The 13,121-nt window shown below is 60.8% G+C and carries 12 protein-coding genes and 1 riboswitch; of the genes, 5 read left to right on the top strand and 7 right to left on the bottom strand.

Going from position 1 to position 13,121, the window contains the following annotated elements; all coding sequences use genetic code 11:
- Positions 1 to 71: 71 nt before the first annotated feature.
- The 3 genes from cpdA to ACSFE6_RS07300 all read right to left on the bottom strand — a co-directional run bounded on the left by cpdA (position 72) and on the right by ACSFE6_RS07300 (position 2,053).
- Entirely contained in the window at positions 72 to 887 is an 816-nt protein-coding gene (gene cpdA, locus ACSFE6_RS07290) for a 3',5'-cyclic-AMP phosphodiesterase (protein ID WP_435427030.1), read from the bottom strand.
- Positions 888 to 992: 105 nt separating this feature from the next.
- Positions 993 to 1,445: a DUF1249 domain-containing protein gene (locus ACSFE6_RS07295; protein WP_008063540.1), complete on the bottom strand. Its 453-nt coding sequence runs from the start codon at positions 1,443 to 1,445 to the stop codon at positions 993 to 995.
- Positions 1,436 to 2,053, bottom strand: coding sequence for an NUDIX domain-containing protein (locus ACSFE6_RS07300; protein ID WP_435426966.1), 618 nt, complete (start codon positions 2,051 to 2,053; stop codon positions 1,436 to 1,438). The genes ACSFE6_RS07295 and ACSFE6_RS07300 overlap by 10 nt, the downstream gene beginning before the upstream one ends.
- A gap of 206 nt (positions 2,054 to 2,259) precedes the next feature.
- On the opposite strand from ACSFE6_RS07300, the gene ACSFE6_RS07305 reads away from it, so the two are divergent.
- Complete coding sequence (locus ACSFE6_RS07305) at positions 2,260 to 3,006, top strand: RsiV family protein (protein ID WP_435426967.1); 747 nt, start codon at positions 2,260 to 2,262, stop codon at positions 3,004 to 3,006.
- On the opposite strand, the gene cytX is transcribed toward ACSFE6_RS07305, so the two are convergent.
- Positions 2,975 to 4,267 (bottom strand): putative hydroxymethylpyrimidine transporter CytX, encoded by a 1,293-nt coding sequence (cytX, locus tag ACSFE6_RS07310; RefSeq protein WP_435426968.1) that lies wholly within the window; start codon positions 4,265 to 4,267, stop codon positions 2,975 to 2,977. The two genes, ACSFE6_RS07305 and cytX, sit on opposite strands and share 32 nt — an antisense overlap.
- A 150-nt stretch (positions 4,268 to 4,417) precedes the next feature.
- Positions 4,418 to 6,307, bottom strand: coding sequence for a phosphomethylpyrimidine synthase ThiC (thiC, locus tag ACSFE6_RS07315; RefSeq protein WP_435426969.1), 1,890 nt, complete (start codon positions 6,305 to 6,307; stop codon positions 4,418 to 4,420).
- 162 nt (positions 6,308 to 6,469) lie between these two features.
- Positions 6,470 to 6,575, bottom strand: a riboswitch (TPP riboswitch).
- A 190-nt stretch (positions 6,576 to 6,765) separates the two neighbouring features.
- Between thiC and ACSFE6_RS07320 the strand changes: the two genes are divergently transcribed.
- On the top strand, positions 6,766 to 8,199 hold the full coding sequence (locus ACSFE6_RS07320; protein WP_435426970.1) for a TolC family outer membrane protein: 1,434 nt from the start codon (positions 6,766 to 6,768) through the stop codon (positions 8,197 to 8,199).
- 126 nt (positions 8,200 to 8,325) lie between these two features.
- Here the strand turns inward: ACSFE6_RS07320 and waaA are convergent, their stop codons facing one another.
- Positions 8,326 to 9,603: a lipid IV(A) 3-deoxy-D-manno-octulosonic acid transferase gene (waaA, locus tag ACSFE6_RS07325; RefSeq protein ID WP_435426971.1), complete on the bottom strand. Its 1,278-nt coding sequence runs from the start codon at positions 9,601 to 9,603 to the stop codon at positions 8,326 to 8,328.
- Complete coding sequence (locus tag ACSFE6_RS07330; protein ID WP_435426972.1) at positions 9,596 to 10,516, bottom strand: LysR family transcriptional regulator; 921 nt, start codon at positions 10,514 to 10,516, stop codon at positions 9,596 to 9,598. The genes waaA and ACSFE6_RS07330 overlap by 8 nt, the downstream gene beginning before the upstream one ends.
- Before the next feature lie 103 nt (positions 10,517 to 10,619).
- Between ACSFE6_RS07330 and ACSFE6_RS07335 the strand changes: the two genes are divergently transcribed.
- The 3 genes from ACSFE6_RS07335 to ACSFE6_RS07345 all read left to right on the top strand — a co-directional run bounded on the left by ACSFE6_RS07335 (position 10,620) and on the right by ACSFE6_RS07345 (position 13,112).
- A complete protein-coding gene (locus ACSFE6_RS07335; RefSeq protein WP_435426973.1) occupies positions 10,620 to 10,952 on the top strand; it encodes a DMT family transporter in 333 nt (110 codons plus the stop codon).
- Between the two features lie 175 nt (positions 10,953 to 11,127).
- A complete protein-coding gene (locus ACSFE6_RS07340; protein ID WP_435426974.1) occupies positions 11,128 to 12,303 on the top strand; it encodes an NAD(P)/FAD-dependent oxidoreductase in 1,176 nt (391 codons plus the stop codon).
- On the top strand, positions 12,300 to 13,112 hold the full coding sequence (locus tag ACSFE6_RS07345) for an aldo/keto reductase (RefSeq protein ID WP_435426975.1): 813 nt from the start codon (positions 12,300 to 12,302) through the stop codon (positions 13,110 to 13,112). Before ACSFE6_RS07340 ends, ACSFE6_RS07345 begins: the two co-directional genes overlap by 4 nt.
- Positions 13,113 to 13,121: the final 9 nt, after the last annotated feature.

The following is a 13,121-nucleotide window of genomic DNA, read 5'->3' on the forward strand; positions in this document are numbered from 1 at the left end:
GGCTCGCTCCCACATTGGAATGCATTCTCCTGTTGGAGCGAGCCTGCTCGCGAAGGGTGCGCCTCGGTCTATCAGTAGCCGTTAGAGCCGTAGTCCACCGTGAAGTCGAACCCGGTCAGCCGTTCCACGCCTGTTTCCAACCGCCCGTCCGGCATCAGTCTCAACCAGCGATAGCCCGGTGCTTGCTCACCCACCTTGAAATCCTCGCTGCCCGGCTCGAACTGGATGCAGGTCGACGGCGAAGCGATCAGTCGTACATTGTTACGCCATTGATCGATTTCCTGATGCACATGACCCCACAGCACCGCCCGCACTTGCGGAAAACGATCCAGCACATCGAAAAAGGCTTCCGGGTTGCGCAAGCCAATCGGCTCCATCCACGCACAACCGATCGACACCGGGTGATGGTGGAAACACACCAGATGATGTCGCTCAGGCGCCTCGCTCAACGAACGGGCCAGCAACTGCAACTGTTCTTCCTGCAAATACCCCGGCACCGAGCCCGGCACCGCCGAATCAAGCAGCGTCACCCGCCAGTTGCCAATGTCCACCACCGGCTCCAGCAAAGCGCTTTGCACCGCCGCTTCGGCCATGACTTGCGGCTCGTCGTGATTGCCGGGAATCCAGCGTGCCGGCGCATCGAGCTGGCGGGTCAAATCGCGAAACCGCTGGTAAGACTCCAGCGTGCCGTCCTGGGACAGATCACCCGTGGCCAGGATCAGATCGATCCGGGGCTGCTGCACGCGCACCTGTTCGATAACGGCTTGCAGGCTGTCGCCGGTATTCATGCCCAGCAGCGTGCCGCTTGCTTCGGCAAACAGGTGGCTGTCGGACAGTTGCACCAGCAGCGCCGGATCGGCGGTGGTCAATGTGGATACGCTCGGCAAGGCGTTCTCCCAGGGCGTGATCACGGAAGGGGGGTCAGTGGCGCAATTATGCTGGGGGATGCTCGAAAGGGGAAACCTGTGAACCTGACGCAGTTCACAAGAACGTTAACGTACTACTTCGTACTCATGACCCAGCGCCAGGCAATGGCTCAGCCATTCACCCAGAAACATGTTCAGTTGGGCTTTTTCGTCAGGCTGGTGCATGGACGCGTTCGGATAAGGGTAGATGCCGCGAAAGCGTCGCGCATGTTCGGCGCTGACCACTTCGGCCATGCAGGCATCGTGATACACCTGAACCTCCAGTTGCGGCACCGGCAGCCACGGCAAGCTGTGTTCCTGGCGCACCTGCAGGGTCGTGGTGTACGGACAGACTTGCAGCACTTCCAGCGCCAGCACACCGAGCATCTGGTCGCCATGGGTCACGGCAATGCGCCGTGCCGCCGGTTCGCTGCGCATGTCCGGCAACAGTCGCATCAGTCGCGCGTAGTTCGCCTCGCAGGACGCTTGCAGCCCCACCAGATCCACCCGATAGCGATCGCGCAGCTTGTTTACGACCATAACCCCCTCACTTCAACGCGGTTCAACGCCAGCCATTGCAAGGCGATGATACTGGCCGCGTTGGCAATACGTCCGTCGCGTACGGCTTGCAGGGCATCTTCAAAGGCCCACACCGTGACGCGGATATCTTCAGCTTCTTCCTCCAGCCCGTGCAGGCCGCCAACCCCGTTACTGTCGCAACGCCCCAGGTACAAATGGACGAATTCGTTGCTGCCGCCCGGCGATGGAAAATATTTGGTCATCGGCCAAAGCGCCCCGATCACAAGCCCAGCTTCCTCCTGCGCTTCGCGGTGAGCAACCTCTTCCGGTTGCTCGTCCTTGTCGATCAGACCAGCGACCAGTTCGATCAGCCATGGATTGTCGGTCTTGCCCACGGCACCGACGCGAAATTGCTCGATCAGCACCACTTCGTCGCGCTGCGGATCGTAAGGCAGCATGCACACGGCATCGTGGCGGACAAACAATTCCCGATGGATTTCACGACTCATACCCCCGGCGAACAATTCGTGGCGCAAGTGCACGCGATCGAGCTTGTAAAAGCCCTCGAAGCACTTTTCGCGCCGAACGATATCGACGGCGGTCGGAATGGCGTTGGCAAAATCGGTCATGACAATCCTCGTGTCTACAACGAGGCTCCAGCCTCGACTTCGCGCCATCCTAACGCGCCCGCGACATTTGATGCAGCCCCTTTCCCGTCAGCGGGATAGACGGTGAGGGCGAAACCCACTCTAATTAGCTTAGTGGCGAACTGACTGCTCCGTTGATAGTCGAAGCGGGTAACTTTTTGCCTTTCCCTGTTTTATGAAGGACGCCCATGTCGCTTTTTAAAATTGCCTCCGTGGCTGCAATCGCCCTGACACTGGGTGCCTGCCAGAGCCTGTTCCAACCGAACTATCGCGCGCCGCTGGATACCACCCGCGACGCCACCGAACAGCTCAAGCCAGGCTGCAAGGACCAGGACTGCCCGCTGGTCAACATCGACACCGTGCATTTCCCCGACGAGCCTGCGCTCGACGGCATCATCGAAAAACGCCTGCTGCAAATGACCCGCACGTCGCCCGATGCCCCGGCGGCACCGACGCTGGCGGCCTACCGCGAACAGTTTTTGCGCAACGCCGGCCCGCGCTACAGCAGCTACCTGCAAGCCAAGGTACGCGAGCAGCATGACGGACTGGTGATCATCGAACTGTCCAGTTACCTGGACACCGGCGGCGCCCATGGCACACCGGGTCGAGGTTTCATCAACTATTCACGCCAGCAGCATAAAGTGCTGACGCTGTCGGACATGCTGGTACCGGGACAGGAAGAAGCGTTCTGGAAAGCCGCACAAGTGGCGCACAACAGTTGGCTGATCAGCACCAAGCTCGATCAGGAACCGGAATTCGTGAAGAGCTGGCCATTCCAGAAAACCCAGAACGTGGCGCTGACCTATGGCGGGGTGATCCTCAAGTACGAAACCAGCAGCATCGCGCCTTACGCGCTGGGCCATGTCGAACTGAAGATCCCCTACCCTCGCCTGAACGGCATCATCAAGCCTGAGCTGTTTCCTGGTCGTAGCTGAAGGCCCTACCCAGTACCAGTTGCAACAGCCCTGCCAGGACCAGTGCCGGCAGGGTTGCACCGATATCCGGATACAAATTGGCCAGCAGATGATAAGTGCTGATCCCGCCCAACCAGGCGAGCAGTGCCGGCCAGCGCAATGCGGCTGACGCAACCTGGCCGCTGCGTTTGCGCAGGATGAAGTGATCCACCAGCACCACGCCGAACAACGGCGCAAATACCGAACCGATCAACAGCAGGAAGTTCTGGTACTGAGCCAGGGGCGCCAGCAACGCGATCAGGGTGCAGACCACACCGATGGCCAGTGCCAGGTGTTCGACTTTCAAGCGCAACAGGATGCCGCTGGACACTGCCGCCGAGTGAATATCGGCAAAGGCATTTTCTGACTCATCCAGCAAAATCAGCAGCAGCGGAATGCCCAGACCGGCACCGGCCAGCGCCAACAGCAAGGCATTGACTTCACCGCTCGGCGCAAACGCCAGGGTGTAGGCGACGCCCAGACTCATCAACCAGAAGTTACCGATAAAGAAGCCGATGGCCGTGCCACCAAAGACGTTTTTCGCGCGCTTGCCGAAACGCGAGTAGTCGGCAATCAACGGCAACCAGGACAGCGGCATGGCAATCGCGATGTCGAAACCCACGGCGAACGGCATCGAGCCGTCACCGGCCTGGGCCCAAAGAGCCGCCAGGTCGGCCTTGGCGAACAGGTTCCAGGTCAGCCAGGTGCAGGCGGCCAGCAGCAACCAGATACCCCATTTACGCAGGATCTGCCGCACGAACGTCAACGGACCGCTGACCGCCAGCAGGGTCGCCAATGCGCCGAAGAACAGCGTCCACAGCACCGGACTGGACATCAGGCTGCCTTCGCCGAAGGCACGGGCACCCAACAGACTGGCGGCGTCGCGCATGACGATGATTTCAAACGAGCCCCAACCGATCAGTTGCAGCAGGTTCAGCACCGCCGGCAGGCTCGCGCCCTTGGCACCGAGGCTGAGCTTGAGCGCGGCCATCGACGACAGGCCGGTGTCGCTACCGATCACGCCGACCGACGCCAGCAACAGCACACCGACGAGCGTGCCGAGAAAAATCGCCAGCAACGAGCCCGACAGCCCCAGGCCCGGCGCGAGCAATGCGCCGGTCTGCAGGACCATCAGGCCGATGCCGAGGGAAAACCACAGGGAAAACAGATCACGACCGCCGAACACACGCTTGTCGGTCGGCACCGCGATATCAGGAGAGTAAGTGCTGGGTTGAATGCTCAAGGGTGTTATCTCAGAGGGACATTTGTTGTTGTATAAATCGCTATCGCCAGCAGGCTGGCTCCCACAGGGGACATGTGAACGCCACAGATCCAATGTAGGAGCCAGCCTGCTGGCGATGGGGCCTGTGCAGCCCCACCTTTTCAGGTCAGATCAAACTTTCTGGTACAGCTGGCTGCCTTCCTGCTTGAAGCGCTCGGCCTGTTCGGCCATGCCTTGGGCGACGTCCACGTCGACTGCGTCGATCCGTTGGTTGGCCGCGTACTCACGGACTTCCTGGGTGATTTTCATCGAGCAGAACTTCGGTCCGCACATGGAGCAGAAGTGCGCGACCTTGGCCGAGTCCTTCGGCAGGGTCTCATCGTGATACGAACGGGCAGTGTCCGGATCAAGGCCCAGGTTGAACTGGTCTTCCCAACGGAATTCGAAACGCGCCTTGCTCAGGGCATTGTCGCGGATCTGCGCGCCCGGATGTCCTTTGGCCAGATCGGCGGCATGGGCGGCGATCTTGTAGGTGATGATCCCGGTCTTCACGTCATCCTTGTTCGGCAGGCCCAGGTGTTCCTTCGGCGTCACGTAGCAGAGCATGGCGCAACCGAACCAGCCGATCATCGCCGCACCGATACCGGAGGTGATGTGGTCGTAGCCCGGTGCAATATCAGTGGTCAGCGGGCCAAGGGTGTAGAACGGCGCCTCGTCGCAGCACTCGAGCTGCTTGTCCATGTTCTCCTTGATCAACTGCATCGGCACGTGGCCGGGGCCTTCGATCATGCATTGCACGTCGTGCTTCCAGGCAATCTTGGTCAGTTCTCCCAGGGTTTCCAGCTCACCGAACTGCGCTTCGTCGTTGGCGTCGGCAATCGACCCCGGACGCAGGCCATCGCCCAGCGAGAAGCTGACGTCGTAGGCCTTCATGATTTCGCAGATGTCTTCGAAATGGGTGTAGAGGAAGTTCTCTTTATGATGCGCCAGGCACCACTTGGCCATGATCGAACCACCACGGGAAACGATGCCCGTCACGCGCTTGGCGGTCATCGGCACATAGCGCAGCAACACACCGGCGTGGATGGTGAAGTAGTCCACGCCCTGCTCCGCCTGCTCGATCAGCGTGTCGCGGAACAACTCCCAGGTCAGATCTTCGGCCACGCCGCCGACCTTTTCCAGGGCCTGGTAGATCGGCACGGTACCGATCGGGACTGGCGAGTTGCGGATGATCCACTCGCGGGTTTCGTGAATGTGCTTGCCGGTCGACAGGTCCATGACCGTGTCCGAACCCCAGCGAATACCCCAGGTCAGTTTCGCCACTTCTTCTTCGATGGACGAACCCAGGGCGCTGTTGCCGATGTTGCCGTTGATCTTCACCAGGAAGTTACGGCCGATGATCATCGGTTCCAGTTCGGTGTGGTTGATGTTGGCCGGAATGATCGCGCGACCACGGGCGATCTCGTCGCGGACAAATTCAGGGGTGATGATTTTCGGCACGCTGGCACCGAAACTGTGGCCGGCGTGTTGCTGATCCAGCAAGCCGGCGGCACGGGCCACCTCCAGCTTCATGTTTTCGCGGATGGCGACGTATTCCATCTCGGCGGTAATGATGCCTTGGCGGGCATAGTGCATCTGGGTGACGTTGGCCCCGGCCTTCGCACGGCGCGGATTGTTGACGTGGGCAAAGCGCAGCTTGGTCAGTTCAGGATCGGCGAGGCGCTCCTGGCCGAAGTTCGAACTCAGGCCGCTCAGGCGTTCGGTATCGCCACGGGCTTCGATCCACGGCGAACGCACGTCGGCCAAGCCTTTGCGCACGTCGATGATGACGTTGGGATCGGTGTACGGGCCAGAAGTGTCGTAGACCGTGACAGGCGCATTGACCTCGCCACCGAAGTCGGTCGGCGTCACGTCCAGACTGATTTCGCGCATCGGCACGAGGATGTCGGGACGGGTGCCCTGAACGTAGATTTTTTTCGAGCGGGTAAACGGCTGAACCGATTGTTGATCGACCTTGGCCGAGTCACTCAGGTTGGTGGCGATTTTTTCTTTTATGGTCATCACGGGTCTCCAGACAGCATCCAGGCAGTGGAATTTTGTCGGAGCGAACCTGTAACGAATGGACGCACGTGGACTGGGGAAACCAGCCGTGCTGTGCTCAGTGCTCGAGGGGTGTTCGATGGTCGAACCACATCCCGGACGAAGCACAAGAGGACTCGCCGGGTGACGAGAAATCTTGTTCCCTACGCAGGCGCTAACCTGATCAGGTTCAACGGGATCCGAAATTATTCGATCTCAGCCTCATAGCAAGGCACCCCGACAAGAACGTGGCCAGTCTAGACACAACTGATCAAGAACGCCAACACCGCGATAAACACCGTGATGAATGGCGCATTTGCAGGATTGTTGCCGGACGAACGCACCACTACACTCGCAACGCCATGCTGCGCATTGACGCTGTGTGAGCCGCGCCGTAGCCTTGGCGCTCAAATTATCAGTGTAATTTCAGGGATCGCCTCATGCTGCGCAAACTCTCACTGGCCCTTGCCGTGTCTTGTGCGTCCAACGGAATGGCCTGGGCAGCAGAAGCGCCCTTATCGACCAAAACCGACCTGGTCAGCGTCTATCAGGAAGCGGTCGACAACAACGCCGATCTCGCGGCCGCCGTCGCCCAATATGGCGCGCAGAAAGAAGTCGTGCCCCAGGCCCGCGCCGGATTGCTGCCGAACCTGTCGGGCGGTGCCGATGTCACCAGCGTGCGCACCTCGATCGACCAACCTTCGGCCACCGCCAACCGCAATGCTCACTCGTACCAGGCCACCCTGGCGCAACCGCTGTTTCGTGCCGATCGCTGGTTCCAGTACCAGGCCGCCAAGGATGTGAACGAACAGGCCGCCCTGCAATTGTCGGCGACCGAACAAAACCTGATCCTGCAAACCGCCGACACCTATTTCAACGTGCTGCGCAGCCAGGACAACCTGGCCTCGACCAAGGCCGAGGAAGCCGCGTTCAAGCGCCAGCTTGATCAGTCCAACGAGCGCTTCGATGTCGGCCTTTCGGACAAGACCGACGTACTGAACTCGCAAGCCAGCTACGACACCGCACGGGCCAATCGCATCGTGGCGCAACGTCAGGTGGATGATGCTTTCGAGGCCCTGGTCACCCTGACCAACCGTCGATATAACTCGATCCAGGGCATCAAGCACAGCCTGCCGATCCTGCCGCCGGCGCCGAACGACGCCAAGGCCTGGGTCGAAACAGCGGCCCAACAAAACCTCAATCTGCTGGCCAGCAATTACGCGGTCAGCGCCGCCGAGCAAACCCTCAAGCAGCGCAAGGCCGGGCATGCACCGACCGTCGATGCAGTGGCGAGGTACGAGAAAGGCGACAACGACGCACTGGGCTTCAGCAACCCGAGCGCCTTCGGCGTGCCGTATAAGGGGGACGTCGAGCAATCGTCGATCGGACTGCAACTGAACATCCCGATCTACAGCGGCGGCCTGATCAACTCCCAGGTGCGCCAGTCGTACGCCCAACTGGACCAGACCGAACAGCAACGCGAATCCCTGCGCCGCTCAATCGTGGAAAATACGCGCGACCTGCACCGCGCGGTGAACACCGACGTCGAACAGGTGCAGGCACGCAAACAATCGATCATCTCCAACCAGAGCGCGGTGGAAGCGACCGAGATCGGCTATCAGGTGGGGACGCGCAACATCGTTGACGTACTGGATGCGCAGCGTTCGCTGTACACCTCGGTCCGTGACTACAACAACACCCGTTACGACTACATCCTCGACAACCTGCGCTTGAAGCAACAGGCCGGTACGTTGAACCCGGGGGATTTGCAGGATCTGGCGCGCTGGCTCAAGCCCGACTACAACCCGGACAAGGATTTCCTGCCGCCGGACCTGGCCAAGGCTGCGGCTGAACAGCTCAAGGCCCGACCCTGACGCGTTCCCTGTAGGAGCGAGCTTGCTCGCGATGGAGCTCAACGATTACGCGGGCTCTCTGAATACCCGCGTTGTCTGGACATTCATCGCGAGCATGCTCGCTCCTACAGGGATCAGGATCGCCAATCAGCGATTCATCAACCGCCCCAACCCATCCAGCAACCGCTGCAACGCGCCCTGATTGGTGCGCATCACCTTCAAGCCCGCGTCAGCCATACGCTGTGCATCCCGTGGCAACTCGAACAGGCGCTGCACCGCCAACGCCAACCCTTCGGCATCCTCCACTTCCTGCAACGCCCCGGCATTGCGCAACTGCGCGGCGATTTCGAGGAAGTTGAACAGGTGCGGTCCACTGAGCACCGGTTTGGCCAGTGCTGCCGGCTCCAGCAGGTTATGCCCGCCGTTAGGCACCAGGCTACCGCCAACAAAGGCGCTGTCGGCCAAGGCATAGAGAAACAGCAATTCGCCCATAGTGTCGCCCAACAACACGGAGGTGTTGGCGGTAACAGGCTCACCCGTGGAGCGTCGAACCGTGGCAAACCCTTGCTGCTTGCACAACTCGAACACCGGGTTGAAACGCTCCGGATGACGCGGCACCAGAATCAACAAGGCATCGGGATGACTTTCCAGCAACCGGCGATGGGCAGCCAGCACCACCTCGTCTTCGCCGTCATGGGTACTGGCAGCAATCCATACCGGGCGTTCCTGCGCTTGCCACTGGCCGCGCAACTCGGCGGCACGTTGTAACAGTTGCGGATCGATGGTCAGGTCGAACTTGATCGAGCCGGTGACTTCGACGGTTTCAGTCCGAGCGCCCAATTCACGGAAACGCTGCGCCTCGGCTTCGGTCTGCACGGCGAACAGGCTCATTTCGGCGAGCATCGGTCCGGTCAGCTTACCGAAACGGCCATAGCCTCTGGCCGAACGTTCGGACAATCGCGCATTGGCCAACGCCACGGGAATCCCACGCCTGGCGCATTGATGAATATGGTTGGGCCAGAGTTCGGTTTCCATGATCACTGCCAATTTTGGCCGAACCCGATCAAGGAAGCGCTTGGCCGCACACGGCAAGTCATAAGGCAGATAGCAGTGTTGAATGCGCGGCTCATTGGCAAACAAGGCCTGGATGCGCTCCGAACCGGTCGGCGTCATGCAGGTTACGGTGATCGGCAGTTGTGGATAACGTTGCAACAAGGCGCGAATCATCGGCGCGGCGGCAATGCTTTCACCCACCGACACCGCGTGCACCCAGATACCACCGGGTTTCATCGCCGGCATCCCGCAGGCGAAGCGCTCGCCGATACGTTTGGCATAAGCCGGCGCCTTGCGCGCCCGCAGCCACAGCCGAATCGCCACCAATGGCAGCCCCAGGTAAAACAGCGCGGTGTAGAGAGTTCTATTCATGGCGGCGGAGTTTATCGGTTTTTTCGCCGATCGCCTGCAAATGCACGGCAAATCGTTCCGCCAGCCAACGCGCCGCCGGTCCCAGTGGCTCATCACGACGCCAGACCAGTTCCACCACCAACGCCGGCGGGGTCCATTCGCTGTTCAGTTCAACCATCTGACCGTGATACGTCGGGTACTGCACCACATGGCGCGGCAGCCAGGCCCAACCGAGGCCACGCACCAACCATTCGGCCATCACGTAGAAACTGTCCGCACGCCACACTTCCGGGCTGGCCGGCTCACTGCCGGGGTAAATGCTGGATTGGGTCGACATCAGCAGTTGGCGATGCTGTGCCAGTTGCTGGCAATTGACCTGTGCCTGTTTCGCCAGCGGATGGCCGACACCACAGACGGTGACCATTTCCACGCTGCCGAGCACCCGCCGCTCCAGCGCCTCGGGGATTTGGTCGTGAAAGAACAGCAATCCGAGGTCGGCACGGCGCTCCACCAGCTTGCGCGCGACTTCGCCCTGAGCGGCGCTGGTCAGTTGCACTTCAAGACTGGGAAAACGCTCGGCCAGTGCCTCGAAACTTTCGATGATCGGTTGATAAGGCATCGCCTCGTCCTGGGCCAGACGCAGGCGCGCCTCCTGCCCGCGCATCATCGCCAGCGCCCGACCGTTGAGCCGCTCACACTGGCGCAACACCTCCCGTGCCTCTTCCAGTAGAGCATTACCGGCTTCGGTGAGTTTCGGCTGGCGCCCGCTGCTGCGGTCGAACAGGCTCACGCCCAGGTCTTCCTCCAGCAGCGCGATTGCGCTGCTGACCGCCGACTGCGCCTTGCGCTGGTCGCGTGCCACGGCAGAAAACGAACGCTGCTCCGCTACGCTCACGAACAAGCGAAGCTGCTCCAGATTCCATTGCATGTTCATGGCCAAACCTATCTTGCTGACAGATAGGTAATGACTTTACCGCATCTGAACAATCTCTAGAATGCCGACCTCAGAGAGCAACACTTCACACGAGGATTGACCCATGACCGCTTACTACTTCCTGGCCATTGCCATCTGCGCCGAAGTGATTGCCACTGTTTCGATGAAAGCGGTCAAAGGCTTCAGCACACCGCTACCTCTGATGTTGGTGATCGTCGGTTACGGCATTGCCTTTTGGATGCTGACCCTGGTGGTGCGCAGCGTGCCGGTGGGGGTGGCTTACGCGGTGTGGGCCGGGATGGGTATCGTGATGGTCAGCGTTGCGGCGCTGTTTATCTACGGGCAGAAGCTGGATATTCCGGCAATACTGGGGATGGCGCTTATCGTTTTAGGCGTCGTGGTGATTCAGCTCTTCTCAAAGACTGCCGGTCACTAAAACCCGAACGCCATCCCCTGTGGGAGCGAGCCTGCTCGCGAAGACGGTAGCCAACTCAGCACCTATGTTGAGTCACGCACCGATTCGCGAGCAGGCTCGCTCCCACAGGTACAACAGCCTCTCCAATCTTCGAGTCTGTATACTGCGCCCTTGTCTTGAACACTGAGGTCGCCGCATGCCATCCGTTATTTCCACCGACGTTCTGATTGTCGGCGCTGGTGTCGCCGGCCTCTGGCTGAATGCGCGCCTGCGCCGCCAAGGGTTTTCGACCGTGCTGGTGGAAAGCGCCAGCCTCGGCGGCGGCCAGACCATCAAGTCCCAAGGCATCATCCACGGTGGTGCCAAATATGCACTGCACGGCGCCCTCACCGGCGCGTCGGAAGCCATCGCCGACATGCCACGGCGCTGGCGCGAGGCCATGGCCGGAGACGGTGAGCTGGACCTGTCCGGCGTGCGCCTGTTATCCGAAGCCCATTACCTGTGGTCCCCCGGCACTATCGCCGGCAACCTGACCAGCTTCTTCGCCAGCAAAGCCGTGCGCGGTCGTGTCGATCAGGTCAAGGGCGACCAATTGCCACCGGCCCTGCAAGACAAGCGCTTCAAAGGCAAGGTCTACCGCTTGGCCGAATTGGTGATCGACGTGCCGAGCCTGATCCAGCGCCTGGCCGACCTGGCGGGTGACGGCTTGCTCGCCGGGCAAAAGATCGAACCGCTATTGGAAGGCGGCGTGTTGGTCGGCCTGAAGGTGGACGAACGCGAAATCCGCGCCCAGCGCATCGTCCTGAGCGCCGGAGCCGGGACGGCGGAACTGCTCGAAACCCTGGGACTGAGCCGCCCCGCCATGCAACGCCGTCCACTGCACATGATCATCGCCAAGGGCCCGGGCCTCAAACCGTTGTATGCCCACTGCCTCGGCGGCGGCACCAAACCGCGCATTACCGTGACCACCCACCCGGCCGCCGATGGTCAGTGGGTCTGGTATATGGGTGGTGATATCGCCGAAGCCGACGGCGTGGCCCGTGAACCCGCCGAGCAAATCGCCACAGCCCAAAAAGAACTCGCCCAGTTGCTGCCTTGGATCGACCTGAGTACCGCGCAATGGGCCACCTTGCGCGTGGATCGCGCCGAGCCGCTGCAGTCGGGGCTGACTCGCCCAGACAATGCGTTTCTCGCCGAGGAAGGTCGGCTGCTGGTGGGTTGGCCTACCAAGTTGGCACTGGCGCCCGACTTCGCCGACCGGGTGATCGCCAGCCTTGAACGCGACGGCATTCATCCCGGCCCGGCAACCGAGCTGCCGCCCCTGCCTAAACCGCCGATGGGCATTCCTGCCTGGGAGCGACTGCTGCCATGAGCCAGCCGACCCTGCACGACCTGCATCGCCCCCTGGGCAGCACCGGCCTGCTGGTGTCTCCACTGGGCCTGGGCACCGTCAAACTTGGCCGCGATCAAGGGGTGAAGTACCCCAGCGGTTTTCAAATTCCCGATGACGACGATGCACGCAGACTGCTCAAACTCACCCGTGACCTGGGCATCAACCTGATCGACACCGCGCCAGCCTATGGGCGCAGCGAAGAGCGTCTCGGTCCGCTGCTGCGTGGGCAGCGACAGGACTGGGTAATTGTCAGCAAGGTCGGCGAAGAATTCAGCGACGGCCAGTCCCGCCACGACTTCACCGCCGCTCATACCCGACTGTCAGTGGAGCGCAGCCTGAAACGCCTGGAAACCGACTTCATCGATCTGGTACTGGTGCACTCCGACGGCAACGATCTGGCGATCCTCAACGACTGCGAGGTCTATGCGACGCTCGCCGCACTTAAGGCCGAAGGCAAGATTCGTGGGTTCGGCTTTTCCGGCAAGACTGTCGAAGGTGGTTTGAAGGCGTTGGAGCAAGGTGATTGCGCGATGGTCACCTACAATCTGAACGATCAAAACGAAAAGCCCGTGATTGACTATGCTGCTGCTCACGGCAAAGCCATTCTGGTAAAAAAAGCCCTCGCCAGCGGTCACGTGTGCCTGAGTCCAGGTGTCGATCCGGTGCGCGCCAGTTTCGAGCTGCTGTTCGAACATCCGGGTGTTGCCAGTGCTATTGTCGGGACCATCAATCCGCTGCACCTCGCCCACAACGTCGCGACCGTTGCCCAGGTCCTACGTAGCAACTGATGCCGCCCA

The sequence above is a fragment of the Pseudomonas baetica genome (genome assembly GCF_051216495.1).
Taxonomy (GTDB): domain Bacteria; phylum Pseudomonadota; class Gammaproteobacteria; order Pseudomonadales; family Pseudomonadaceae; genus Aquipseudomonas; species Aquipseudomonas baetica_B.